Annotated in this window: 23 protein-coding genes and 1 other annotated feature; of the genes, 9 read left to right on the forward strand and 14 right to left on the reverse strand. The window is 65.3% G+C overall.

What is annotated here, in order from left to right; translation table 11 throughout:
• On the forward strand, positions 1-1,142 hold a 1,142-nt coding region (locus tag ACVWWH_RS17170), incomplete at its 5' end, for an Nramp family divalent metal transporter (RefSeq protein WP_457317360.1).
• Here ACVWWH_RS17170 and ACVWWH_RS17175 read toward each other — a convergent pair.
• Positions 1,139-1,381 carry a carbon storage regulator gene (locus tag ACVWWH_RS17175; RefSeq protein WP_457317361.1) on the reverse strand — a complete coding sequence of 81 codons (243 nt, stop codon included), beginning with the start codon at positions 1,379-1,381 and terminating at the stop codon, positions 1,139-1,141. The two genes, ACVWWH_RS17170 and ACVWWH_RS17175, sit on opposite strands and share 4 nt — an antisense overlap.
• A gap of 589 nt (positions 1,382-1,970) precedes the next feature.
• Between ACVWWH_RS17175 and ACVWWH_RS17180 the strand changes: the two genes are divergently transcribed.
• The 3 genes from ACVWWH_RS17180 (at position 1,971) to ACVWWH_RS17190 (ending at position 4,718) form a co-directional block, all read left to right on the forward strand.
• Positions 1,971-2,975, forward strand: a complete 1,005-nt coding sequence (locus ACVWWH_RS17180; protein ID WP_457317362.1) for a DNA methyltransferase — start codon at positions 1,971-1,973, stop codon at positions 2,973-2,975.
• Positions 2,976-3,146: 171 nt separating this feature from the next.
• Positions 3,147-3,851, forward strand: coding sequence for a hypothetical protein (locus ACVWWH_RS17185; RefSeq protein WP_457317363.1), 705 nt, complete (start codon positions 3,147-3,149; stop codon positions 3,849-3,851).
• A 165-nt stretch (positions 3,852-4,016) separates the two neighbouring features.
• Complete coding sequence (locus ACVWWH_RS17190) at positions 4,017-4,718, forward strand: GntR family transcriptional regulator (RefSeq protein WP_457317364.1); 702 nt, start codon at positions 4,017-4,019, stop codon at positions 4,716-4,718.
• An 85-nt stretch (positions 4,719-4,803) separates the two neighbouring features.
• Here ACVWWH_RS17190 and ACVWWH_RS17195 read toward each other — a convergent pair whose 3' ends face one another.
• The 10 genes from ACVWWH_RS17195 to ACVWWH_RS17240 form a co-directional block, all read right to left on the reverse strand.
• A complete protein-coding gene (locus ACVWWH_RS17195; protein WP_457317365.1) occupies positions 4,804-6,051 on the reverse strand; it encodes an NAD(P)/FAD-dependent oxidoreductase in 1,248 nt (415 codons plus the stop codon).
• Positions 6,048-6,380 (reverse strand): 2Fe-2S iron-sulfur cluster-binding protein, encoded by a 333-nt coding sequence (locus ACVWWH_RS17200; protein WP_457317366.1) that lies wholly within the window; start codon positions 6,378-6,380, stop codon positions 6,048-6,050. The genes ACVWWH_RS17195 and ACVWWH_RS17200 overlap by 4 nt, the downstream gene beginning before the upstream one ends.
• Before the next feature lie 34 nt (positions 6,381-6,414).
• On the reverse strand, positions 6,415-7,383 hold the full coding sequence (locus ACVWWH_RS17205; RefSeq protein WP_457317367.1) for a phosphotriesterase family protein: 969 nt from the start codon (positions 7,381-7,383) through the stop codon (positions 6,415-6,417).
• Between the two features lie 35 nt (positions 7,384-7,418).
• On the reverse strand, positions 7,419-8,189 hold the full coding sequence (locus ACVWWH_RS17210; protein ID WP_457317368.1) for an HpcH/HpaI aldolase family protein: 771 nt from the start codon (positions 8,187-8,189) through the stop codon (positions 7,419-7,421).
• On the reverse strand, positions 8,186-9,274 hold the full coding sequence (locus tag ACVWWH_RS17215) for an amidohydrolase family protein (RefSeq protein ID WP_457317369.1): 1,089 nt from the start codon (positions 9,272-9,274) through the stop codon (positions 8,186-8,188). The genes ACVWWH_RS17210 and ACVWWH_RS17215 overlap by 4 nt, the downstream gene beginning before the upstream one ends.
• Positions 9,271-9,834, reverse strand: a complete 564-nt coding sequence (locus ACVWWH_RS17220; protein ID WP_457317370.1) for a Rieske (2Fe-2S) protein — start codon at positions 9,832-9,834, stop codon at positions 9,271-9,273. The genes ACVWWH_RS17215 and ACVWWH_RS17220 overlap by 4 nt, the downstream gene beginning before the upstream one ends.
• A complete protein-coding gene (locus ACVWWH_RS17225; protein WP_457317371.1) occupies positions 9,831-11,063 on the reverse strand; it encodes an alpha-hydroxy acid oxidase in 1,233 nt (410 codons plus the stop codon). The genes ACVWWH_RS17220 and ACVWWH_RS17225 overlap by 4 nt, the downstream gene beginning before the upstream one ends.
• 5 nt (positions 11,064-11,068) lie before the next feature.
• Positions 11,069-12,232 (reverse strand): amidohydrolase family protein, encoded by a 1,164-nt coding sequence (locus ACVWWH_RS17230; RefSeq protein WP_457317372.1) that lies wholly within the window; start codon positions 12,230-12,232, stop codon positions 11,069-11,071.
• 61 nt (positions 12,233-12,293) lie between these two features.
• Positions 12,294-13,553, reverse strand: a complete 1,260-nt coding sequence (locus tag ACVWWH_RS17235) for an MFS transporter (protein WP_457317373.1) — start codon at positions 13,551-13,553, stop codon at positions 12,294-12,296.
• 245 nt (positions 13,554-13,798) lie between these two features.
• A complete protein-coding gene (locus ACVWWH_RS17240; RefSeq protein WP_457317374.1) occupies positions 13,799-15,079 on the reverse strand; it encodes a tyrosine-type recombinase/integrase in 1,281 nt (426 codons plus the stop codon).
• Between the two features lie 631 nt (positions 15,080-15,710).
• Between ACVWWH_RS17240 and ACVWWH_RS17245 the strand changes: the two genes are divergently transcribed.
• From ACVWWH_RS17245 to ACVWWH_RS17260, 4 genes are all read left to right on the forward strand, one after another.
• The gene (locus tag ACVWWH_RS17245; RefSeq protein WP_457317375.1) at positions 15,711-17,108 is read left to right on the forward strand and encodes a tyrosine-type recombinase/integrase; all 1,398 of its coding nucleotides are present in this window, start codon (positions 15,711-15,713) and stop codon (positions 17,106-17,108) included.
• On the forward strand, positions 17,096-18,691 hold the full coding sequence (locus ACVWWH_RS17250; RefSeq protein ID WP_457317376.1) for a hypothetical protein: 1,596 nt from the start codon (positions 17,096-17,098) through the stop codon (positions 18,689-18,691). Before ACVWWH_RS17245 ends, ACVWWH_RS17250 begins: the two co-directional genes overlap by 13 nt.
• Positions 18,692-19,149: 458 nt before the next feature.
• A complete protein-coding gene (locus ACVWWH_RS17255; protein WP_457317377.1) occupies positions 19,150-20,736 on the forward strand; it encodes a hypothetical protein in 1,587 nt (528 codons plus the stop codon).
• Positions 20,733-21,197 (forward strand): hypothetical protein, encoded by a 465-nt coding sequence (locus tag ACVWWH_RS17260; RefSeq protein ID WP_457317378.1) that lies wholly within the window; start codon positions 20,733-20,735, stop codon positions 21,195-21,197. Before ACVWWH_RS17255 ends, ACVWWH_RS17260 begins: the two co-directional genes overlap by 4 nt.
• Positions 21,198-21,333: 136 nt before the next feature.
• Here ACVWWH_RS17260 and ACVWWH_RS17265 read toward each other — a convergent pair whose 3' ends face one another.
• From ACVWWH_RS17265 to ACVWWH_RS17275, 3 genes are all read right to left on the reverse strand, one after another.
• Positions 21,334-22,221 carry an IS3 family transposase gene (locus tag ACVWWH_RS17265; protein ID WP_457317379.1) on the reverse strand — a complete coding sequence of 296 codons (888 nt, stop codon included), beginning with the start codon at positions 22,219-22,221 and terminating at the stop codon, positions 21,334-21,336.
• Positions 22,165-22,296 (reverse strand) — a sequence feature (AL1L pseudoknot). It overlaps the preceding gene by 57 nt.
• The gene (locus tag ACVWWH_RS17270) at positions 22,251-22,433 is read right to left on the reverse strand and encodes a hypothetical protein (protein ID WP_457317380.1); all 183 of its coding nucleotides are present in this window, start codon (positions 22,431-22,433) and stop codon (positions 22,251-22,253) included. It overlaps the preceding feature by 46 nt.
• Before the next feature lie 12 nt (positions 22,434-22,445).
• Positions 22,446-22,595 carry a hypothetical protein gene (locus ACVWWH_RS17275; RefSeq protein WP_457317381.1) on the reverse strand — a complete coding sequence of 50 codons (150 nt, stop codon included), beginning with the start codon at positions 22,593-22,595 and terminating at the stop codon, positions 22,446-22,448.
• Between the two features lie 715 nt (positions 22,596-23,310).
• Here ACVWWH_RS17275 and ACVWWH_RS17280 point away from each other — a divergent pair.
• Positions 23,311-24,357, forward strand: coding sequence for an IS110 family RNA-guided transposase (locus tag ACVWWH_RS17280; RefSeq protein WP_457317382.1), 1,047 nt, complete (start codon positions 23,311-23,313; stop codon positions 24,355-24,357).
• Positions 24,358-24,528: the final 171 nt, after the last annotated feature.

The raw sequence follows: 24,528 nt of genomic DNA on the forward strand, positions 1-24,528 counted from the left end.
TGATGATCGCGGCCCAGGAGATCTCCGACCGGACGGCCCTCGCCACCGGGGAGAGTCTGGGGACGCTGATCCGGCGGAAGTTCTCCCGGAAGCCACGGACCGTGATCGGGATCCTGGTCGCGGCCCTGCTCGTGGCCAACACGCTGAACATCGCCGCGGATCTGATGGCGATCGGCCAAGGCATGGAGCTCCTCGGGGCCGGCCCCGACCACCTCTGGGCCGCGATCGCAGGCGTGGCCATCGCCCTGACCCTGATGACCGGCTCCTTCGCCGTCATCGCGAAGGTCTTCAAATGGCTCTGCGCCGCCCTGCTGGCCTACGTCGGGGTCCTGTTCGTCGCCAAGGTGGACTGGGCCGACGTGCTCGCCGGGCTCGCGGGTCTGCAGTTCCGGTGGAGCTGGGACTACCTCGGCCTCCTCGTCGGCGTCCTGGGCACCACCATCTCCCCCTACCTGTTCTTCTGGCAGTCCGCCCACCGCGTCGAGGAGATGCGCGCCCAAGACCTCGGCGGCCGCGAAGCGGTCGCTCTCCCCTACCGGGACGACTGGGCTGCGCGCCAGAAGCTCCGGGCCGCCCGAACGGATGTCTTCACCGGCATGGGCTTCTCCGTGCTGGTCATGTTCGCGATCATGGCGGCCAGTGCCGCGACCCTCGGGAGGAACGGCACACAGATCAGCAGCGCAGCCGACGCGGCCAAGGCCCTCGAGCCCGTCGCCGGTCCCGCGGCCAAGGCCCTGTTCTCCATCGGCTTCATCGGTGCCGGCTTCCTGGCCATCCCCGTCCTGGCCGGCTCGGCCTCGGTCGGGCTCGCCGGCCTGCTCGGGACACGATGGGGATTCGACCGCAACCCCCGCAACGCCAGGGTGTTCTACGCCCTGCTCGGGGTCGGCATTCTCGGCGGCATCCTCCTCGCCCTCGCCCTGGACGACCCCATCAAGTTGCTGGTCTTCGTCGCCGTCATCAACGGCATCGCCGCAGCCCCATTCCTGATCGTGACCATGCTCGTCTCCGGTGACCGGAAGATCATGGGCAACTACGCCAACGGCAAGACCGCCGCCGCCATCGGCTGGGCAACGGCGGCCGTCATGGCCGTCGCCGGCACCCTCGGCGTCTGGACGACGCTCACCGGTCAGGGGTCCTAAGGCCGTAAGGCAGGGTCCTGAAGGCCGAGCCCATTCAGCAGGTCCTCTGCTCGAGCGCCCGTGGCCGCCATGTTCGCCTCGGAGACGGCGGTGTGGATCTCCTCGCGCTTGATCGACACGTGGCGGGGCGCCTCGATGCCAATGCGGATCCCGTCCTCGCCCTTGTCCTCCAGGACCGTGATGACGATGTCGGCCCCGACCATGATCTTCTGGCCGGGCTTACGGGTCAGGACGAGCACGACTCACCCTCCCCCGCCCCGACACCGTCTGGTGCGGTCTCTGCGGTCACGGACCGCAGGACGTCCTCGAACCGGGCCTCCCAGGTAGACGGGTGCACCGGCCCCAGGCCCGGGACCACCACCGTGTCGGTGGTTTACAGCCGAGGCTCCTTCGGTCGGGAAGTTCCTCGCCGCCTATACAGGACGCCGTTGGCGACTGCGCGCTTCCGCTTTGGGGTCAGTGGCAAGTTGAGTCCGGGACGAAGCGCACGCAGGAGTGCGCGAGCAAACTTGTCGGGCGGGTCGGCTCTAGGCACGAACGGATCCTTTGTTGGGCCGACGGGGCTCACGGCAGCGACCAAGGGATCGCAGGCTCCGTCGACCTCGGCAAGCACCACATCGTCATTGAAAAACCGTCAGTGTTGCGCTTCCCGCAGCTCCATTGAGTACTCGGCACCCCTTTTGCCTGACCCGGATTCGCCTGAGCTGTCGTACATGTCTAACGTTGAGCCGTGGCGACAGCGCAGAGTAAGGATTTCGGTTGAACCGGCTGATAGTCGGCCAAGCTGCATCAGCTCTCTCGGACCCGTCCCTCCGCTCAAGCGTCCGGATGGCCTACTTGGACCCCCCGTACAACACAGGCAAGTACCGGACGAGCCACTACAAGGACTCCGCGCCGCTGCAGGAGTGGCTGGCCATGCTCGAGGCCATCCTGACCGGTGTCCACGCCGCCCTCCGCCCGGACGGGTCCGTCTGGGTCCACCTCGACGACCGGCACATCCACCGCGTCCGGTGCCTCCTCGACGACGTCTTCGGCGACCACAACTACGTCGGCACCATCGTGTGGGAGAAGAAGAACCGGGCCTCGTTCCTGCACGCCCACCTGGCCGACGTCACCGACCACATCCTCGTCTACGCCAAGGACCGGGCCCGGATGGCCCCGCTCGTGCACTCGGCCACCCAGGCCGGCAAGCGGATCCCCTTCCACAACGGCTCCTCCAAGGAAGCCGTCCTGACCTTCCCGGCCGGGTCCGTGACCTTCGGGTTCGAGGACCAGGTCCTTCCCGCCGGGCGCATGGACACCCGCACCATCGCCTCCGAGCTGCTCGACGACATCGAGATCACCGGCGGCACCAACGCCAGCTCGTTCCGGATGACCGGCCCGTTCCGGTACCAGCAGGCCGCCCTGGACAAGATGGCCCAGACCCCGGGCGCGATCATCGCCCCCAAGCCGCTGCTGCGCCCCTCCTACCTGTCCCAGGAGTCCCACGGGAAGGTCCTGACCAACCTGCAGTCGTTCCGGGTCAACGGGGCGCCCACCAACGAGGACGCCCACGCCGAGAACGTCGCCATCTTCGGCGGCTCCCGCGGGTTCGACACCCCCAAACCCGAAGGCCTGCTCGAGCGGTTCATCCTCGCCGCGACCGACCCCGGCGACCTCGTCCTCGACCCGTTCGCCGGGTCCGGCACCACCCTGGCCGTCGCCGAGCGCACCGGCCGCGCCTGGACCGGTGTGGAGCTCAGCCACGAGACGGTGGAGTCCTTCATCGTGCCCCGCCTCGCCCGGGCCGGCGCCCACTACACCGTCAGCCAGATCCTCCCAGTTCCAGCCTGAGTCCTCTCGCCTGACCCCGCCTCGAGCTGGCCGTCCCTCGGGTGGGGAGTCCGGCCGGGGCGCTACGTCGCTTCCTCCACTGATTCTCCCCGCGCAGCGTGTGGAGACACCAACGACCTGCCGCACACATGGGAGTACGCAAGACTCAGAACTAGAGAAAAGAGGACTGCTGTGTACGGCATCCCAACCGAGACATGGAAGGGCGTCAGCGCCGAAGTCGAGAGGAAGGCAGATGCCATCCTCGACCGCCTCGGGGCGTCATTCGACGACTGCACCGAGGTAGAAGCTGCAATCACGGTCATGAAGGCGACCATGTTCATCGCCGAAGCGCGAATGGCGGCCGCAATCCAGATCGCGCGCGATGACCTGGACACCGAAGACCTCGGGCTGAAGATCAGCGGCACACGGCACACGGCGCTTCTCACGATCCCGACGTCCGAGGGCCACATGATCCTCAATAAGCTCTTCGACGAAGCAGCCACCGCAATCCTCCGGGCCGGCCCCGCCCTGTGGGAGTGCTCCGCGATCGCACCGCGCAACGCCACCCCGGAACACCGGCGCGTCTACGACGGCATGAAGTCCAAGTCGCGCACTCAGGGGATCCCGTCCGACGCCATGCAGCGGCCGGTCGACGCGGACGCCGAGCCGTGGCTCTGGGAGCTCGGCAAGTCCGCCGTCCTCTACGCAGGCGACCTCGGCCTCGGCTGCTCCATGTGGAGCAATGGCAAACGGGTCACGCTCGTCTTCAGCGCCGGAGAGGACCAGTCGGTCGCAGTGCTGCACCACGAGAAGATGAAGGCGACGCTCGACGAAGTCGCCTGGGGGGCCGCTGCGGCTATCGCAGCACTTACGAGCCCCAGGCTGATCGCTCGCTGACAAACTGGCGTCAAGGGCTGGCCGCACCCGTTGGCCAGCCCTTGGCCGCTCCGATCTTCCGATGAGGATAATTCTCGGCGCACGACGGGCCCGTGCGAACTCGGGTCCGCCTCGGTCCGCTAATCAGGCCTCAGAATCGAAAGGCAAAGCTGATAAAATATAAAGATGAGGCAGGGCAAACGTGAATTGATGGGGCAGGAAGTCGCCGCGGCCATCCGGGAGTTGATCATGACCGGGGAGGCCCGACCCGGCGAGACCCTGCGGCTGGCACCTCTGGCCGAGAAGCTCGAGATGAGCTTGACCCCTGTTCGGGAGGCTCTTCTCATGCTTGCGCAGGACGGCTGGGTGGCGCACCAGCCCAATCGCGGGTTCCAGGTCATGCCGATTCGGCGCGACAACGTAGTGGATACCTACTTCATGTGGGCTGTGGCGGAGGGAGAGCTGGCCGCTCGTGCAGCTGCGCGAGTCACGCCGGAGGGTTTGTCAGCTCTGCGGGGCCTTGACGGGCGTCTCCGCAGCCTCGAGGACCACCACACGAGCGATGCGCTTGGGCTGAACGCCGAACTGCATTCGGCGGTCCATGAGATGGCCGATGCACCGAAGCTGCTGTGGTTCGCAGATGCGGCGCGGCGCCTAGTGCCCTTGCGCTTTGATTCATCCTTCCATTCGGTACCGGGCTGGGCTGAGATCAACCGCGAAGGCCATACGCCGATCATCGATTGCATTGAGCTCGGGGACCAAGAGGGTGCTCGCCAGCTGATGCGCCACCATTTCTCCAGCACCGGGGATCTACTCGTTCGCTGGCTCGATACGCTCTCGTTCTGGTCCGAGCCGTCGACCGCTCCGGAGGTGGGGAGCATTCTCTGAATCCGCCCGTTCTCGCCGGCGGCAAACCGCCGAAGGCCGCCGGGCAGCGATGCCTCGGCGACCTCCGGCGGTTTGTAGGATGTCGTCAAGTACTGGACGCAGTTGCCTGCAGTTCCCGTCGGGAATGCGCTCGGACATCGAATTCGAGGTCGGCCGCCTGGGTTGGGGTGAGCCCGATACCGTGTTCGAGGAGTTTCCGGGCGGCGACGTGGTCGGAGGGGTTGTTGACCGATTCGACTCCCACGAGCTTTTCCTCACGGAAGCAGTAGATGGAGAATTTTCCGGTCCCGATGTCGCCGCGGACTACGGTCTCGTCGCTGCTGCGGATGATGCCCGCGATCTGGAGTCTCACCGGTCCCTGCTGGGACCAGAACCAAGGGAGTTCTGTGTACGCCGTGGGTGATCCCGCGATGGTCTTAGCCAGACTCTTGGCGTGGTCGACTGCGTTCTGCACGGATTCGAGGCGCAGGGTGGACCCGGCGTGCAGGTTGGGATAGTTTGCGCAGTCGCCGATGGCGTAGATGTGGGGATCGCTGGTCTGCAAGCGTCCGTCGACCGTAATCCCGTTGCCGACGTCGAGTCCGGCTTCTGCCGCCAGTTCGGTGTTCGGAATGACGCCGATCCCGACGAGGACGACATCGGCCGGGTAGTTACATCCATCGCTTCCGACCACGCCCTCGACGCGGCCGTCCCTGCCTCGAAGGCGGGAGACGCCTGCTCCGAAGCGGAATCGGATGCCGCTGTGCTCGTGGGTGCGGGTGAAGAAGTCCGACATGGGGACCGAGAGCACGCGAGCCATCGGTCTGGGGCCCATCTCGAGCACGGTAACGTCAGTGCCGCGCTGACGGGCGGCTGTTGCGAACTCCAGGCCGATGAATCCGGCGCCGATCACCACTACCCTTCGAGCCCGCCCGAGCTCCGCCTGCAGCGCTGAGGCGTCATCGAGCGTGCGCAGGTAGTGGACGCCGGCAAGGTCGGCTCCCTCGACGGCGAGTTCGCGGTTCCGTGCTCCTGTGGCGAGAACGAGTGAAGAGTAGGACACTGCCGATCCCGACTCGATGCTGACGGTGCGCTCGGCGGGGTCAATGGCCGTTACCCTTGTGCCCGTTTGGAGGGTGATGTCCTTTTCGGCGAAGAACCGCGCTGCCCGTAGCGGGAGCGGAGCAGCTGCTGTGACGTCCCCCATGAAGTCCTTTGACAGAGGTGGACGCTGATATGGCAGATGCTCCTCGTCGGAGAAGATCGTGATAGGGCCTTGGAACCCCTCGGACCTGAGGGAGTCTGCGACCTGAATGCCGGCGTGGCCGCCCCCGATTATGACGACGCCGCTCACGCTTCCCCCTGAGTGAGGGGAAGGTCGACGGCGATCTCTTCGAGGGTGGGCCCCATCTTGATCTGGCAGCCGAGCCGTGAGCGGATCGAGTCGCGGGGAGAGGATGTCACGTCTAGCATCTCGTCCTCGTCCTCGCCCATCTCAGGCAGCAGGCCGATGTATTCGTCGCGGACGTAGACGTGGCAGGTCGCACACATGGCCTGACCCCCGCACTCGCCGATGATCCCGCTGACGCCGTGGGAGATGGCGGCGCGCATAACCGAAGCTCCTGGGACGGCCTCAATGACGTCGGTGTCACCGGAGGCGTGATGGTAGTAGATCTTGGGCATGTCGGATTGCCTTTCCTTGGTCCGGGTGGCCTGCTCAGCCGCGTCGTCCTGTGACTACGCGGGCGGCGTTGGTGACCATGATCTGGTGGATCGTCTCCTCCGAAACCCCGCGCTGACGGATGGCCGGAAGGATACGGTCGGAGATGTTGGCGTGGTGCCAGTTGGGGGCGTTCTTGGCCCTCCAGGACGGTGGGGTGTTGATGCTGAAGAAGCCCGCGTCATGGGAGAGAGTGATCCTGTCCGCGTAGCCGAGCTCGCAGAGCTTCACGAGAGTGTCGATCCTCTGCTCGTCGGGCAGGACCTGCTCCATGCCAAACCGGTCCAGTCCGACCGTGGACCCGTTGTCCATGATCTCGCGGAGGTAGTTGATGTCGGTGCTGTCGCCGCAGTGACCGATCACGAGGTGTTCCAGCGGGACGCCGTGGGTCTGGAAGTACTTCTGTTGGTCGCGTCCAGTGAAGTGTTCGGCGTGGGTGTGAGTGGTGATCGTCGCCCCCGTCTCCTGATGGGCTGTTGCGGCGGCGTGCATGACCCGGTCCACGTCCGGGGTGATGCCGTACTCGTCGGTGGCGACCTTGATCATCGCGGCCTTCACCCCGGTATCGGCGATGCCTTCCTTGATGTCGCGGATGAAGAATTCCTCGAGAGGGTCGGGGCCCTCGACCATGCGTCCCGGTCCGTGAGTCTGGAAGAAGGTGGGCAGGTCCTTGAAGGTGTAGAACCCGGTGGCAACGACGATATTCAGATCCACCGCGGCCGCGACTCTCTGAACCCGGGGTATGTAGCGGCCGAGGCCGGGAACGGTCAGGTCAACCACTGTCCGGATGCCTTTGGCGGCGAGGGCATTCAGGCCGTCGACGGCCTTCTGAACGAAGACCTCTTCGTCCCATTCGGGGTCAGGGTAGTTCTGCTCGATTTCGGGATTCTTCGTGAAGAGGTGCTCGTGGGTGAGGGTCGCGCCGAGGTCCTCGATCGGGACGGGTCCGCGGGCGGTTTCGATCATTGTCATGGTGGTGCCTTTCACGGTGAGTCGTTGATTTAGCGTGTCGACGCGATGGGCTGGGGCCTTAGGATCCCGGCGAGCGAAGTGCGGATCAGCGAGAGGTCCATCCCCGCCGTGATCATCCGGAAGCCTTCCGCAGCCAGCCGTTCTGGGTCGCCGCTGATGCCTGCGATCCGTCCCGATGAGGTGCAGGCCTGGCGGATTGCGGCGATGGCCTCGAGGTGGCGGGGGTCGACCGCTTGGTCGAAGCTCAGTGGGGCGCCTCCAAGGCTGACAGCCAAGTCCGCGGGCCCAAGGTAGACCCCGTCCACCCCGGGGGTATCGACGATCTGGTCCACGTTGGAGAGGCCTTCGGCGGTTTCGATCATGACGAAGCAGAGGACCTCCCGGTTGACGTGCTCCGGGTCTGTGCCCAGTCCGTGGGCGGCGCGGATCGGCCCCCAGCTCCGCTGGCCCAGCGGCTGGTACCTGCAGGCCCGGGCTGCACGGGAGGCCTCCGCAGCGGTGTTGACCATCGGGACGATGACTCCCTCGGCACCCGCGTCCAGAGCCTGCCCGATGAGAGCGGAATCGTTGCGGGCGACGCGCACGAGCGGTGTCGTGTCGCTGCGGGCAATGGCGCGGAGCATCTCGAGGAGCGTGTGCTGGGGCGTCAGCCCATGCTGCTGGTCGATGTAGACGAAGTCGAAGCCAGCGAGGGCGAATTCCTCGGCGATCTGGGCGCTGCCCAGGGCGCAGGAGAGGCCGACGGCGGTGCCTCCCTCGCCGAGGATGCGCCTTAGCCTGCTGTGTCGGCCGGCACTCACAGCCGGTACCAGTTCCGCGCGTTCTCGGACATCAGCTTCGGGCGCATGGTCTCCGGGACGATCTCCAGCAGCTCCTCGATCCGGTCGTCGTGGCGGTGCGGGTAGTCGGTGGCGAACATGAGCATGTCCTCGGAGCCGAGCCATTCGATGATCCGTTCCGAGTGCTCCCTCGGGCCAAGGTCGGCAGGGGCGACGGAGAAGCGGACGTGGTCGCGGACGATCTCCAGCGGCAGGCGGTCCACCCAGGGTGTTTCGCGGCGGAGGCCCTTCCACTTCTTGTTCATGCTCCATCCCCACATGGGCACCCAGCTAAAGCCGCCTTCCATGACGGACACGCGCAGCTGGGGAAACTTCTGGAAGACGCCCTCGAAGACCATGCTGGTCAGCTGTGCCAGATAGACCTGGGTCTCGGCGGCGTATTCCTCCGCATACCAGGAGGCGTAGCCGGTGGGCGAGGGCGCGTCCTCGGTGGTGCCACCCCACTGAAGGCCGACCACGAGGCCGTTCCGGACCGCTGCCTCGTAGATGGGGTGAAAGACCCGCTGCCCGTAGAGGCGCTCGGAGCGCACCGGGAGCATCACCTGGACGAACCCCGGGTGGGAGCCGACCCGGTCGATCTCGGCCGCGGCAGCCTGGGGGTCTCGAGCCGGGATGACCAGGGAGGCCGCGAGACGGGGGTCCTTCTCCAGCCACTCGGCGATCAGCCAGTCGTTGACCGAGCTGGCCAGCGCCGCCGCCCAGTCCGGGTGCCGCAGAGAGTCGACGCCGTAGTAGCAGTTCAGCACCGCCCGCTCCACCTGCCACGGGTCGAGGATGTCCTTCTGGAGGAAGGCGAGTTCGGAGGCCGGCTCCGCCCCGCCGGGCCGCCACTCTTCACGGGCCGTCGTGGCCGCGCCGGGCGGGTAGCTCAACCGCGGGCCGATGGGCCCGTGCCATCCCCGCTCGATAGTCCCCTGGACCCATACCGGGTCCATGTAGTCGAAGAGGGTCTCGATCGAGGGGACGTTGGCGTGGACGTCGCAGTCGATAACGGATCCGGACCACAACGCGCTGCGCGCGGTGCCGGACAGGAGGGCGGTGGTCATCGGACAACCTCTGCTTTCTCTTCGATACTCTGTTCAGGCGGGGCGCAGGCGCCCGCGCTGGGGGCCTGTCCCCGGCGTTGGGGCCGGAGGGAGAGGACCACGTAGTCCGATTCGACGGTGACTTCGACGGTCTCTGCCTGGTAGGGGCCCTTGATGCGCCCGAGAGTCCCGCTCTCGACCTGTTCGGCCACCTCGCATCCGTGCTGGACGTCCACGGCGAAGGGGCGTGCCCGCATATGCTTGGGGTCCCAGTAGGACTGGCCGGTCTTGATGTCGAATTCCCAGTTGTGCCACGGGCAGGTGAGCAGGTCCTCGGAATCGTCCAGCATGATCTGCCCCGGACCGGTGGAGGTGACCGTGTTGACCAGCTGTCCTCGGCAGAGCGGGCCGCCGACATGCGGGCAGCGGTTGAGCATCCCGTAGAACGTGCCGCGGATATTGAACACCCCCACTTCCCGACCGCCGACATCGACGATGAGGCGTTCTCCTTCCGGGATGTCTTGGACGCGGGCCACAACGAACTTCTGGGGTCGCTTTGCGGAAGCTTGATCCTGGCTCACTGTGCGTTCGCTTTCTTTAGAAGGGACGTTGCAGCGGCGACGTCGCCGACCTCGACCAGCCAGGAGGGATCCAGCTGGTGGACCGAGGAACAGCCCAGGAGGCGCATGGTCCTGACCATCTCGGCGCGCAAGATCTCCAAGGAGTGGGCTACGCCTGCTTGGCCTGCCGTGGCCAGCCCCCAGGCCGGGAGCCGGCCCACCAACACGGCCTTGGCACCGAGAGCGACGGCCTTGAGGACATCGCTGCCGCGACGCACCCCGCTGTCCAGGATGACCTCCATCTGGCTTCCGACCGCTTCTGCGATGCGGGGCAGCACGGCGATGGACGCGGGAGCACCGTCGAGCTGGCGGCCGCCGTGGTTGGAGACGATGATTCCGTCGGCCCCCGACTCCATTGCCCTCAGGGCGTCGGCGACGCCGAGGATGCCCTTGACGACCAGTGGGCCGTCCCAGTTTGCGCGCATCCACGCGATGTCCTCCCAGGAGGGCGAATGGGAGTCCCTGCCGGTGCGGATCATCTCGGTCAGTTCCATAGGCTTGCCGTCCACGGTCAGGTCCGCGGTGTTGGGCAACTGGAAGGGCATCCCGTCCCGGACGTATCGGAAGACCCATCCCGGGCGGGTGCTCATCTGCGGGGCCATCCGCGCCGCGTTAGCGAGGTTGATGCGCATGTTGTAGCTGAAACCGTTGCGGAAGTCCTTTTCCCGGTTCCCCGAGACGCTCGTGTCGATCGTGGCGACCAGTCCCTCGAATCCCGCGGCCTTTGCGCGGCGGACCAACGTCTTCATGGCCTCCTGGTTGGAGAATCGGTAGGCTTGGAACCACTGCGGCCCTGGAGTCTGGGCGATTTCCTCAAGGCTGAAGCCCGAGGCGGAGGTGGCCACGTGCGCGATCCCGGCGCCAGAGGCGGCGGCCGCGATGCCCAAGTCGCCCTCAGGGTGGACCAGGCGCATCCCACCGCAGGGCGCCGTCAGCACGGGCATCGACAAGTCAAGCCCGAGCACCCGCGTGCTCAGCTCTGGCTCCGACACCCACACGGCACCGCGTGGTTCGAATGCGAGATCCCGGAAGCCCTGGGTGTTGCGCTTCAGTGTGACCTCGTCCTCGGCCCCGCCGTCTACGTAGTCGAACACGGCCCGGGGAAGTCGACGTCGTGCGGCCTGCCTCGCGTCCTCGTAGTTGAGGATTGCAGCGAGCCGCTGCGCCGCCAGTCGGTCCTTGACAGCCATACGCGTCACCGCCCCGCGTTGGGCGACGGCAGCCCGCTGTTCTCGCGAAGCGGGATGCCGTATAGCCGGCTGGCATTCTGCCCCAGGATCCTGCGGCGGCGGTCTTCCGGGAAGGATTCGGGGACGGACTCATAGGGGGAATCGAAGTCCCAGTGCGGGTAGTCCGAGGAGAACATGAGCCGGTCTGCGAAGCCGGACTCCTCGAACATGCGGAAGACGTCCTCGGTCTGGTCCGGACGCTCAGGCTCCTCCAAGGGCTGGGTGCTGAACCAGAAGTGCTCGCGGAGGTAGTCCGAAGGCCTGCGCTGAAGGTGCGGTAGCTCGTCGCGTAGCTTCTCCCACACGGCGTCGAGCCGCCAGCTGAAGGGGGCGACCCAGTCCCAGCCCATTTCCAAGACGGCGATCTTCAGCCCCGGGAACCGGTCGAAGACTCCCTCGAAGATCAGGCTGGGCACCATGGCCAGCGGCAGCACGCCGAAAGCGGCGTGCGTTTCGGCATAGAAGTTCTGCCGACCTGCGCCGGTGGGCTGGCGGCCCATACCGGGGACATGGAAGGACAGCGGGATGCCGTAGTGCTGGCAGGCTTCGAAGATCGGCCAGTACCGCTGTTTGCCAATGGGATCCTGCCCCGAGGGCGACATGAGTACCTGAACGAACTTGTCTCCGAATTCCCCCTCCTTGCAGCGCACAATCTCCTTCTCCCCTCCCGGGATGTCGCGCGCGACGGTGACCGAGGCGCGGAAGCGGTCGTCGGCCCCGCACCAGGTGTGGGCGAGGGCGTCGTTGTAGGCGCGGTAGAGGGCGGTGGCCAAACGGTGAGGCATGTTCGCCCCGCCGTTGGTGATGATGTAGGTCTGCGGGCAGGTCAGCACGGCTGCTGTCATGTCGTACAGGTCCAGGACCTGCTCCACAGCCAGATACGGGTCGACGCCGACACGGCCGTTCTCATCGAGGGCGTCCAGCCGATGGGTGAACTCCCGCTGGGAGGGAAAGACTCCGCCGCCCATCGCGCCCAGGCCGTATCGGCTGATGTAATCGCGCCACTTCTGGGGCAGGTGGTCCGCCACCTGGGGGTCGGTCGGCAGGGGCATGGGGTGGAAATCAACGTCGATGACCCCGAGCTTGGATCCGCTGGCTACCTGTGGCGCGGCCTGGGACGTTATCGTCATGACTCTCCTTCTTCGTTTCTGCGTTCGGTTCGGCGCCATGAGCGCGGACGGACGACTTGGTCTACAGGCTTTCCTTGTGCGTCTCTCTGGCCATCCGGACGCCGACGAGCGAGAGCAGGCTGGTTGCGGCCATGTAGGCGACGACGAGGATCGAGTTGTGGCCGCCGCCCGCCCATAGCAGCAGGGCTGAGCAGATGGCGGGGGTCAGACCGCCGCCGAGCGAGCCGGCGATCTGGTAGCCCATGGACGAGCCGGTGTACCGCAGGTGGGTCGGGAACAGCTCCCCGAGCCAGGCGGCGAGCGGGCTGTAGCAGGCGGCGTGGGCAGTCGCGATGAAGGCCATGGACCAGTACATGCCCGCGACACTGCCTCGGTTCATCTGATCGAAGAGGAGCCATGATCCGACGACCTGCATGAGGAGCCCGATCGCCACGACCTTCTTCCGCCCGATCGAGTCCGACCACATGCCGAAGACCGGCTGCCCGAGCACACCGAGCGCCGCGGCAATCAGCGAGGCATTGAGCATCTGGGAGGCAGTGAAGCCCGTCTGGAGCCCGTACGAGGCGGCGAAGGTCAGGTAGGCGGCGCTGACGGCAAAGGGGCCGTTCACCAGGAGGACCGTCACGATGAGGGTCCGCGGGCGTCGGAAGACCTCGACAAGCGGGGCCCTGGTGGAAGTCGCTCCGCTGTCGCCGAGGGCGGCCTTCCTCTGTGCCGCGAGGAACACTGGGCTCTCACTCACCCCGAGCCGGATCCACAAGCCCACGACCACCAGGACCGCAGAGAAGAGGAACGGGAGCCGCCAACCCCACGCGAGGAGCTCCGGCTTCGGTAGAAGGGCAACGAGCGCGAAGGCGCCGTCGGCGACGAGGATTCCGCCCGTGAGGCCCATCTGCGGGAAGCTGCTAGAGAGGCCTCGCTTCTCCGGGGCGTGCTCCATGGCCATCAGCACAGCACCACTCCATTCCCCGCCCGACGCGATCCCTTGGACCAGGCGGAGCAGGAGAAGGAGCACCGGCGCCCACATCCCGATCTGCGCATACGTGGGCAGCAGGCCCATCGCGAGCGTCCCCGCGCCCATGGCGATGATCGAAAGGACCAGCATCTGCTTCCTGCCCACCCGATCGCCGAAGTGCCCCCAGATGGCCCCTCCCAGCGGCCGGGCGAAGAAGCCGACAGCGAGTGTGGTGAAGGCCAGCAGGGTCCCGATCGCCGAGTCGAACTGTGGGAAGAACAGCACGTTAAACACGACCGCCGAAGCGATCCCGTAGAGGTAGAAGTCGTACCACTCGATTAGGGCGCCGATCAGGCTGGAGACCATCACCCGCCGCCTTTCACGGGCGGGGGTCACAGCCGGGGACAGGTCCTCCTCAGTGAGTTCCAGCTCATTCGATGCACTCGCCGTTGAGTCGTTCATGGATAGCCTCCGTGGCAGGAAGTGGTGTACGCCACAGACGGTAGCATTTTATTTTTTATTACAGAAGGCCCTCTTGGGCCCTTTTTGTCCGCCGGGCAGGCAAGACAGAGCTGAGCCGATCCACCTCCTCCACGGGCGCGGGAGGCGCTCTAGACACCCATCGCAGTCCACGACTGCTGCGCGAACTGATCCAGGATCGCTGCCCGCAGGATCGGCCGAGCCGCTTCCGGCTCGATGTAGTGCTCTCGGGTGATTGCGGGATCGCTGTGCCCGGCGAACTCAGCCGCGGCTTCGGCGTCCACGGCTCTTGCGATAGCAGTCAGAGCCGTGGCCCGGAGATCATGGGGCGTGAACCAGTCAAGATCTATCTCGAGCGCCGATTGTTTGAGCGCCGCCCGGAGATGGTTCCGGACCGAATTGGGGCGCACCCATGTGCCCTTGCGGGTGACGAATACAGAGTTGTACTGATTGAGGGTCGGAGAGGCGGTCAGCCTCCGGAGCAGGACCTCCATCACGAAACTAGGAGCTTCGACGATCCGCTCCTTCCCCTCCCCTGACTTGGTGAACGGCTGGTACCCGAACCAGCCGGGCACCTTGGCCCCATCCTTGAGGGTCATCGCCCGTCTCTCAACGAGCGTCGAATGTATCCGGACTTGGTTGGACTCCCAGTCCACGTCCTCGAACTTCAGCGCGAGCGCTTCCCCGATCCTCATTCCGAGCCCCAGCTGGCACTCGATCACGTCGGCGAGGTACTCAGACCTCGACGGACCGAACTTCGAGCCGCCGAACTGCCATGTCCGGGCAGCTTGGCGCACTGCGAGTAGCTCGTCCGTTCGAAGAGACCTAGGCGGCGTCTTCTTCTTCCTCGGCGCCGTGCACTCCCGCGCCACGTTCTGCGGTACCAGATCATTGAGCACGGCCCGCTGCAGTGCCTGGGACATGATGGTCAGAACGTGCTTGGCCTCGGTGTACTTGGTTCCGCCCGCGACCATACTGTTCAGTTCGTCCTGCAGCCTGCCCGCCGTCAGTCGGTCGACCGGCAGGCCGCCCCACAGGGGGACGACAGACCGCCGGATGACCTCGCAGTAGCCGCTCTTTGTCTGCTCAAGAATGCCAGCCACAGGGTCGACCTTCTTCAGTGGCTTGTGCTCCCACCAGTCCCACACGACCTCAGCGACAGTCGGAGGTTTCGGTGGCTCTGCCCCCTCACGGAGTCTGGCCAGCTTCCGTTGGACTTCGGCGCGGGCCTCCCCCTTTGTTCCCTTCTCTGAGGTGACGTCCAGCCGCTTGCCGCTGTCATCCCGGTACCGAGCGCGAGCCCGGTACTTTCCTTTGGCGTTCTTCTTCGAGCTGACCTCGATCTCGCCGTGCTGGCCCGGCTCGAGCCTTGGTCGGGCCATCAGGCTGCCTTCCGCGCCGAAGCCGCCCACGTCTGAAGGTCACTCCACTCGTACCTGACGCTTCCGCACGGGAACCTCCGGTAACGAGGCCCGCGGCCGAGGCAGGCGAGGTTGGCGAGCCGCTTCACGGACAGGCCGAGATACGCGGCGGCTTCCGCACGGGTCAGGAGGAGCTCGGGGAGGTCTTCGCGCCGGATCTGTCGAACGTTCGTGTTTTCGATCATGAACGCCATGTGTGCGGTGAGCCGAGGAGCTCTCCCCGCCATTGTGGGTGACCCCGACAGACGTCGGAGAGATCCGTCGTCGAAAGTGGGTGAGTAAATGGGAGACTTGGGTGGCCGAAGCATAGGAAAACCCCTCTCTGATCCGCGTTTCCGCAGGTGAGAGGGGGGTTCGTGGAGCCCCCTGCCGGATTCGAACCGGCGACCCTCTGTTTACAAGACAGTTAGGTGCAGACTCTCGCCGTGTAACAGCCACCGCGGGACCGCCCAGAGTTTCGCGCTCTCGCACTCCGGCGGGGAAACTCGCCTCCGGGAACGGCATCTAGGTTTCTGCACGAATTGGCGGGTCGATGCGGGCGGCATAGCCGAACGCGAAGTAGCCTGATGTGATCTACACCACAGGTTTGCGGTGACCCTGTTGACCAACTCTGCGAGGTCGCATGAGGAAGTTCCGTTTTGATCCCTCTCATACGTCGGAGCTGCCTAGCCAACCGGCACCAGCGCTGCCTCTCGGGTTGCCGTTCTTCCTTGATGATTCGTTCGAGCCCGTGGGCGAGTTGAATGCTTGGCTCCGGGCGCTTCCAGAACGCGGTTGCCATTCGAGAAGGACTTGGGACAGCTATGCCGACGACATGCTTTCTTGGGCTCGGTTCCTCCAGAGCCGGGGACATGCAGTGCTCGATAAGCATCGGACTCTCACGCGCGATGTCGCCGACTTCCGCCGGGAGCGTCTTGAAGGCGGTCCTTCGGGAGCACCTGGCCAGCTGGGCCCTCGTGCCTGGAACCGCACCATCTCGGCGATGGAGAACTTTTATGGCTGGGCGGTTGAGGAAAACCTTGTCCGCACCCGTCCGTTTCGGTACCGCTCGGCGTACGTCAGCACAGGTCCGCTCGCCGGACAGACGGTTGAGAAGAATCAGGCCCGATCGAAGACAGGCAGTCGGGCGGCCTCGATAAGAAGCCTCAGCCCGGACTTCGCTGATCTGTTCATCGAGGTGGGGCTCGGGGGAAAGCTTCCCGATGGCACTCCCGATCCGGCGTTCGGCGGACGGACGGCAGCAAGGAATCGCGCCGTGGCCGCGCTCGTGCGGTCCTCTGGCCTGCGAAGGCAGGAATTTTCAAACCTGCTCCTGTGGGAGGTACCGCAGTCGGCTCCGCTCTTCGGTGACTTCGTCGCCCTTCGCGTATCGCCGCAGATTGCCAAGGGGGCTCGCGAACGCACAACGTGGGCCTCGAGCGGAGCGTTGGACGCGGTGCACGACTACGCGGCTCTCGAACGGTCACTTGGCGCAACCCAGTGGAGGCCCTCGAACCCTCTATACGTCAGCGAGCCGAGCAGCCACAGCGGACTGCTGAACGGCTCCCGCGTCGAATGGCACAGGCTCACGATCAGCCAGCGGCGCAGGCTCGTGAGCCCCGACGGTGGGAGCGCCCTCCTCTTCAGAGGGCGAGCCGGTTCCCCACTCGGTGAGAACAGCTGGCGCTACGCGTTCGACACGGCCGTGAAGCGATGCCGGCAATTCGATCCCCGATTCCCCGACGTGACCCCGCACACGCTGCGCCACACGTTCGCCATCGAGACGCTGAACCTTCTCACTCGGGCCGCGATGTCCCGAGCGGAGAAGTTGGCGAAAGTCGCGGGAACTGACCCGATGCTGATGGCGATCCTCCGGCGCAACGACCCGCTCCTCATCGTCCGCGACATGCTAGGACACAAAAGCGTCCAAACCACCGAAATATACCTCAGCCTCCAGGACCCAGACACAATTCTCTCGGACGCCGAACTGGCCCTACTAGCGGACGAGGGCGAAACTGAGGACCTGCGATGGATCTCCTGATCCCCGGAGAGCACCGGCTCGTCGCGGATCCTCTCGGCCTTATCCTCTCCTTCGAAGGGGACGAAACCAAGCGTATTGGACTCGGCCATCTGCCGTGCCCAGCGATCGTGGAGGCTCTCGCACGCAGCCTTCTCGCGTCGACAAATGCCGACGGCGAAATCAAGACATTGTGGACTGCGAAGCACTACCGCAACACGATCTCCCGCTTCAGTCGATGGCTGCACGGGAAAGGATTCGAGGGGAATCTGCGGGACCTCACCGTTGACCACCTGTATGGCTTTGCAGGCAACGAGACCAAGACTTCCGAATGGATGCTGCGCGGACTTCTCCGAGAAAGCCACACTCTGGAATTCTGCGGCCCTTTGAATCAGGGCGTAGTGGAATATCTCGATGGGAACTGTGTCAGCACGGTGCCACGATCAAGGGGTCACCACGTTGCCTATACGCGTCCGGAATACGATCGGATCATCTCGGCGTGCAAACAAGAGATTCTCGACTACAACCCGGGAATCAGCACACGACCGGACCGCGGCGGGCGATCTGACCGGGATACTCCCAGGACCCCCGGCACGGGCGTCGCATTCGCCTTTCGCATACTGCTCGGCCTAGAGACAGGCATCCCTTCGGAAGGGCTCGAACGGCTCCGCCTTGACGATATTCGCCGGGAGGGGGAACGCGACGTGCGGATCCAGTACCGAAAGCGCCGGGGCCACGGGGCCGAGGTGAGAAATTTTCATTCTGCCGGGCCCTGGGGTGCCATCGGCCTGATTGACCGCTGGCTGGCCTTGACCGCCACAGCCAGGAATGAGCTCGATTCCGATCGGTTCTGGCTCTGCTCGTACCCGGATGCTTCAATTGACGTAGTCCGGTTCAGCGAATTCAAGTTCCGAAAATGGCGACAGGCATTCATTGCTCGGCACAAGCTTGTCGACGACTCTGGTTCGGAGATGTCGCTCGATTTGAGCCGGCTGCGTACGACATACCATGTTCGGAAGCAAAAAGCGTGGAACGGATCCACAGCAATCGATCCGAATCACAGCCCACGAATCGAAGGCGATGATTACCTCACGGCATCCGCCGACGCAGACGACGTCGCCGATACGGTCGCCAGCGCACAGAAGGACCTGCTGCGGCGTGCAAGCCTCGCGGAAATCGTCACAGCCGAGGATGGAGAACTCTCTGACCTTGTGGACAACAACGAACTGCTGAGGCTCCAGTCGCCGCCCTCGAGCCTGGGGTCGCGAGACATGTTCGGCGCCATTTGCCGCGACCCTTACAGTTCGCCATTCACACCTCGCGGCCAGTTCTGCCAAGCGAGCGTATGGACCTGTCTTGTCTGCCCGCTAGCGGTCATCACCACATCGAAACTCCCTGCTCTGCTCCTGCTCAAGGAGTTCCTTGAAGACCAAGCGGCCGGGGTGTCCCAGGCTGAGTGGATCCGGGTCTACGCACCCGCATGGGTGCAGCTCACCACAAGAATACTGCCCGCATTCAGCGAAACCGCAATTCAGCGTGCTCGGTCCGTCCTCGACGAGGCCGCGCCATCCCCGCTTCCGATTGGCCCGAATGAGAGAAGCGTCTGATGAGCAGCGCAAACCCAGCCAGCGAAATCAGGCCTTGGGACTCCACAAGATTCGCCCCGAACCTCGACGTCCTCCGGATCCTTCCTTGGGAAGCTGCTCGCCCGGACTCGCCGAGCGTGAGATTCGACGCGCCCATATGGGATCTGAGCGGGTTGTCCACTTGGCCGAAATACTCACGTAATGGCCGCTTGAATTGGTCATCTATCGAGAATTCATTCTGGCGCACAACGGCCAAGGAAGCGGCAGTGTGCTTGATGCAGCCGAGTCACGCACTTGAACTTCGGCTTCCGAACGCGCGCCGGCGCCCATTCCCGCCCTGGGCGATGTACAACCAGCGGCTCTCCTACTGGCGGCGTTGGTTCGGCTTCCTGGAGGACCTTGGACTCGAGAGCATGTCTTCGGCGTCGCAGTCCATGTGCGATTCGTTCCTGACAACGATAACTGCTGCTTGCCGGCCCATGGCTGTCGACTCAGTGCGGACCTTCTTCGACTATGCCGCAGCCTTCACTCACGACGAACTTCGCTTCCGCCCCTGGGGGAAGATCTCCGCTTCCACGCTATCGGGGCTCCCGAACACAGGAAGCAGCCAGAACAAGACCCCTGTGATACCCGATCGAGTTTTTGCCCCACTGCTGGAAGGGGCACTATTTCTCGTCGAATCCGGCCCCCCACACATATTCGGGGCTGCGACCGCTCCCGTGCGGCACGACTTTCCCCCCTCGCGTCGCGGCGGGGTCAGCGCCGATTTCGATCGGCGGCTAGACGAGCTCGTCGACAACGCGGGGCGGCAGGGTCGGGGCCTGCCTGCAGCCCGGAAGCCCACTAAGAAGAACCAAGGAATCTCAGTGCTCGCTATCGCACAGAGCATCGGGATGAAGGATCACATGTATCTCTACCGACCGGACCGGTGGGAGAAGATCACAGCTGCGGCGCAACGGCTCGGACTCGGGTGGAAAAGCCTCGACCCCGTCTCCCAGGTCGAGATCAGGGGCCCCAGCCGGGCCGAATTCACACCCGACCCGTCAACGCTGGAGAACGCCAGACGCGTGGCCCTGACTGCGTGCCTCGTGGTGGTCGCGGCCCTTTCGGGAATGCGGACCAGCGAACTCGCGGCCCTCGAAAGAGCCGCATACTTCACGGAGGACAGCGGACTCGGTCTGGTCAGGCACCGGGTGCGGAGCCTTCTCTTGAAGGGCCAGCCGCCTGGCGGACGCCGGGGGACATGGACGGTGATCGAACAAGTAGCCCAGGCGCTCAAGGCAGCCGAGTCTCTCACGGACAGCGAGCACCCTCTATCTGTTGCCGGTTTTGAAGACCAGTACAGGGCTCTACGGAAATGGATCAACACTGCGGGGCGCGAAGCCGGCCTCAGGCCGGTCCCTGAAGACTGGCAGGTTTCGCTTCGGCAGTTCCGGAAGACACTTGCGAGGGAGCTTGCGTGGCGGCCGAACGGCATCATAGCCGCCAAAATCCATCTCAAGCACATCTCGGTGGCGACGACGGAAGGTTATGCGGGCGGGCGGGGCGAGTCATCGTCAACATTCCTCAAAGAGGTCGAGAAAGAACAATTTGAGGCGAGAGAACAGGCCGTGCGGGAAGTCATATCCGCTATCGAACGCGGCGAGCAGGTCGCCGGGCTCGGCGCGAAGGAGCTCAGGGCAGCAGTCGCATCTCTCCCCGGAGAAGGCGGGGAGGGGCCTCAGACGCGCGAGCGCGACGACGCGGTCGTCGCACTGATCGCCTCGCGTGCCGAGATCTTCTACCCAATGCCGCTGGCCCACTGCTGGTTCACAGATCCCCTTCGGGCGCGCTGCCTGCGAGGCGTGGCGGACAAGTCCCGCCCCATCGGCGCCTCATGTCAACCCGCGAAATGCGTGAATGCCACCATTCACCCCGAGCATGCCGGAGTGTGGCTTGCCGGGATGGACGAGTTGAGCGCGTCAATCAGGACGCGAAGAATCGCGGCGGGAGAATGCGAACGCGTGAACTTGAAGATCGCCTCATTTAGGTCAGTTGTCGAGGACCTAGGACTGAGCGACACGTGAGCGGCAAGAGCCCCAGCGAATCCACCGAGCGCAACCAGCGGCGCTTCCTCGCCGCCGCAGATCGCCTGCTGGGAGGCAGGGCGGAGGCCAGCGACGGACAGCTGACGCTCAAATCCCTCGCAGACGAGGCAGGGGTGCCGCGCGTCTATCTCTACCGCGGCGAGTACAAGCCGATTGCGGAGGACTTCCTCCGCCGCGCCGAGCTGGCCCGCCTGGCCGATGAGAACCCAGACCGCCGGGCTGCCCAGATTGAGCTGCTCAGGACTGAACTGGGCGAAGCGAAGAATCGTTTGGAGGCCGCGCGGAAGAAGCTTGTCGAGGTCCATGAGCAGATTCGGCGCGCGGCGAGCCAGATCATCTACTTCACTGAGCAGAATCGAATGCTCCGCGAGCAGCTCGAAGAAGCCCGCAAAGTGATCCGCCTCTCGGAACGTCGCGAGAGACAGGAGTCGGATCCCTGATCAGGCTGACCGCACGATTCCCCCTGAATGGCGGCTCCATCCGTCCAACACGAAAGGCACAGTCGCGCCAAGCGTGGGCTTCACGCGAATCTGCCCCTGGCCAAGTGAAGCGCACTGGGTCTGATGGAGACTCGCGCTATTTGATTCCGACCAGCCGTTCGCGGCCGGTTTGGACAGCATAGAACGCGTTCTCGAACTCGGCGGGCGGGGTGTCGCCGAGGTAGCAGTGGAGCCGCTGGGTGTTGTGCCAGTGAACCCAGCCGAGGGTCGCAAGTTCGAGGTCCTCGACCGTCTTCCACGGCCCGGAGCGGGCGGGCCCACGGACCAACTCGGCCTTGTAGTACCCGTTCACCGTCTCGGCCAGGGCGTTGTCATAGCTGTCGCCGACGGTCCCGATCGACGGGGTCGCACCGATCTCCGCGAGCCGTTCGCCGTAGCGAATCGACGTGAACTGGGATCCCGCGTCGCTGTGGCATCGCAGGCCGTCGTGGTGATGGCCACGGGACCAGCGGGCCATCTCGATCGCGTCGAGAACCATCTCGGTGCGCATGTGCGACGCGACCCGCCACCCCACGATCATGCGGGAGAACGCGTCGATGATGAAGCACACGTAGGCGACGCCGGCCCACGTCGCCACGAACGTCAGGTCGGTCACCCAGAGCCGGTTCGGCGCGGTTGCGGTGAACTGCCGCTTGACCAGGTCCGGGTGCCTCGCCGATGCCGGGTCCGGCCTCGTCGTCTTCATCCGCTTCGAGCGTCTGGCGCCCTCGATCCCCGCGACGCGCATCAGCCTCGCGGTCTGATCCCGCCCGATCACGATCCGGTGCGGCGGGCCGCCTTCCACAGCTTCCGGACCCCGTAGACTCGGTAGTTCGCCTCCCAGAGCTCCACCAAGCTGCGGGACCAGCTCCCCGTCCCGGACCAAACGCGCTGACGGCGTGCGGGCCTTGGCGGCGTAGTAGGTGCTCGGAGCCACCTGCAACAGCCTGCAGATGAGCTCGACTCCGAGCCGGCGACCGCCCACGACGTCGTCCTTCGCGTCGATGAACGCGACTACTTCCGGTAGTGGCGGTCGAGCTCCGCCCCGAAGAAAGACGCGGCCCGCTTGAGCACCTCGTTGGCGCGGCGAAGCTCCCGATTCTCCTGCTCCAGCTCCCTGATCCCCTGTGGCTCGCTGCTGCTCATGCCCGGGGCGACACCGTCGTCGAGGTCGGCCTGCTTCACCCACATCCGCACCGACTCGACCCCTTAGCCGAGCTGCGTCGCGACGCGCTGCACCATCCCCTGCGTGACACCGAGCTCGGCACGGAGCGTCCTCACCATCCGCACCGCGGCCGCCTTCTCCTCATCCGAGTAGCGACGCGTCGTCGGCTTCCCCGACGCCAGTTCCTTCGGCATAACTCCATCCTCGTTTCCAAGGTCAGGAGCCTCCAAGAAACCCAGTGCGCTTCAAGGTACGGCTAATTGCAGGTTTGTGCCAGAAGCACGTCTTCGGGCGCAGCGTCCGGGGACCGTTCCCGGGCCCTTATTGCAGGACCTGCAAGCGCGACCCTTGATCGCCGCCGCTCCGCAGGACGGATCAGACGCCTACCCCATCCCCCAGCCGTCTCGCCACGCGAGGGGACACTTTCCGAGACATGCCGCGAGACAGACTATTTGAGACAGCTGTCAACGTTCGATGTCGCTTTTCCGATGTCAATGTTCGAAGTCCTCCACACACGTGATCGAAGTCGATCTCACACCAAGGAGTCGACATCTTTCCGAAAATGCGAGGTCAGGTAATTTCGATGCCCTCTTCACGAGGAGGAGCACTCTCGCGGGCTCCGAAGACAAGCCCCATTCACCTTAGAATGATCCTCGATCTCAGCAATGGTTCCTCAGTGTGATCGTGGGTGGTGCCGCAGGCGCTGCGGTGGTTGGATCCTTCGCATCCGGTGCTTGGCTCTAAAGGTTCCCGCCGTCCCCTCGAGGGACTGGCTGGTTAAAGTTCTGCCGGCACCGGGTGTGAAGGGACCGGCCGGCGTGACTTGATAGGAGCGTGGGTAGCGCCCTCGACTGAGGTCTGTCCGCCGACCGGTCCGGCCATTCCCTTGCAAAGAGGAAGGTACATACCATGGTGGTGGTTCTGGGCGGCGACGTCCACAAGAAGTCCCACACTTTCGAAGCCGTCGACGGCAACGGACGCCGCCTCGACGGGATCACCGTCCCGGCCACGCCCGCAGGTCATGAGAAGGCGGTCTGCTGGGCCAGGTGCGGCTTCGGTGACCAGGAGCGCCTCTGGGGGATCGAGGACTGCCGGCAGCTCTCGGCCCGCCTCGAGAGGGACCTGCTGGCCCTCGGCGAACGCGTCGTGCGCGTCCCGCCGAAGCTCACCGCGAAGGCACGCTCCTCGGCCCGCACGCGGGGCAAGTCCGACCCGATCGACGCTCTGGCCGTCGCCCGCGCCGTCCTGCGTGAACCGGAGCTGCCGGTCGCCGCGCACGAGGCGGCCTCCCGGGAGCTGAAGCTGCTCACCGACCGACGCGATGACCTCGTCGCCGAGCGCACCCGCGCGGTGAACCGGCTGCGCTGGCACCTGCACGAGCTAGACCCTGCACGCGATCCCTCCCGCAGCGAGCTGGCCCGCCAGTCCGTCAGGGACCAGCTCGCCGAGTGGCTCCGGACGCAGGACGGGCTCGTGGCCGAGCTCGCCTTGGAGATCCTGGCCGACATTGACCGGCTCAGCCCGAGGATCGAGGCCCTCGCAGCCCGGATCGGGGCCGCTGTGCGCGAGTGCGCTCCCGCCCTGCTCGCGGTCCCTGGCTGCGGTCCGCTCAGCGCGGCCAAGATCGTCGGCGAGACAGCGGGAATCGCCCGCTTCGGTTCCGAGGCCCGGTATGCGATGTTCGCCGGCACGGCGCCCATCCCTGCCTGGTCCGGCAGCACAGCAGGGCGCGTCCGGCTCAACCGCGCCGGGAACCGGCAGCTCAACGCCGCCCTTCACCGCATCGCCGTAACCCAGACCCGCCACGAAGGCCTTGGACACGACTACTACCAGCGCCGCCTCGGCTGCGGCGACAGCACCAAGGAAGCACTCCGCTGCCTCAAACGGCAGATCACAAGGGCCGTCTACCGCGCTCTCAGTTCGAACGCCCAGACCGCCGAACGGGCCGCAGCCTGAATCTGGGCCCCCTCGCGGCTCCCGGCTGACCGGACGCGCCCGCAGCCGCGGTCAAAGGCTGGCCGCCAGGCCACCCGCAGGGCCCCGGCCTTGACCCCGGCGAGAACGCGGCCATCATTGCCAGCGCCGGGACGGGGGACCTTGACATAGGAGCAACTTTGATGAGACGTA

The sequence above is a fragment of the Sinomonas sp. RB5 genome, assembly GCF_054063535.1.

Excerpts from the sequence above, each read along its gene's own strand:
- ACVWWH_RS17190 (WP_457317364.1), top strand. The coding sequence starts at position 4,017 with ATGAGGCAGGGCAAACGTGAATTGATGGGGCAGGAAGTCGCCGCGGCC.
- ACVWWH_RS17180 (WP_457317362.1), top strand. The coding sequence starts at position 1,971 with ATGGCCTACTTGGACCCCCCGTACAACACAGGCAAGTACCGGACGAGC.
- ACVWWH_RS17235 (WP_457317373.1), bottom strand. The coding sequence starts at position 13,553 with ATGGTCTCCAGCCTGATCGGCGCCCTAATCGAGTGGTACGACTTCTAC.
- ACVWWH_RS17205 (WP_457317367.1), bottom strand. The coding sequence starts at position 7,383 with ATGATCGAAACCGCCCGCGGACCCGTCCCGATCGAGGACCTCGGCGCG.
- ACVWWH_RS17245 (WP_457317375.1), top strand. The coding sequence starts at position 15,711 with ATGAGGAAGTTCCGTTTTGATCCCTCTCATACGTCGGAGCTGCCTAGC.
- ACVWWH_RS17215 (WP_457317369.1), bottom strand. The coding sequence starts at position 9,274 with ATGACCACCGCCCTCCTGTCCGGCACCGCGCGCAGCGCGTTGTGGTCC.
- ACVWWH_RS17200 (WP_457317366.1), bottom strand. The coding sequence starts at position 6,380 with ATGCCCAAGATCTACTACCATCACGCCTCCGGTGACACCGACGTCATT.
- ACVWWH_RS17250 (WP_457317376.1), top strand. The coding sequence starts at position 17,096 with ATGGATCTCCTGATCCCCGGAGAGCACCGGCTCGTCGCGGATCCTCTC.
- ACVWWH_RS17225 (WP_457317371.1), bottom strand. The coding sequence starts at position 11,063 with ATGGCTGTCAAGGACCGACTGGCGGCGCAGCGGCTCGCTGCAATCCTC.
- ACVWWH_RS17255 (WP_457317377.1), top strand. The coding sequence starts at position 19,150 with ATGGCTGTCGACTCAGTGCGGACCTTCTTCGACTATGCCGCAGCCTTC.
- ACVWWH_RS17280 (WP_457317382.1), top strand. The coding sequence starts at position 23,311 with ATGGTGGTGGTTCTGGGCGGCGACGTCCACAAGAAGTCCCACACTTTC.
- ACVWWH_RS17230 (WP_457317372.1), bottom strand. The coding sequence starts at position 12,232 with ATGACGATAACGTCCCAGGCCGCGCCACAGGTAGCCAGCGGATCCAAG.
- ACVWWH_RS17275 (WP_457317381.1), bottom strand. The coding sequence starts at position 22,595 with ATGCCGAAGGAACTGGCGTCGGGGAAGCCGACGACGCGTCGCTACTCG.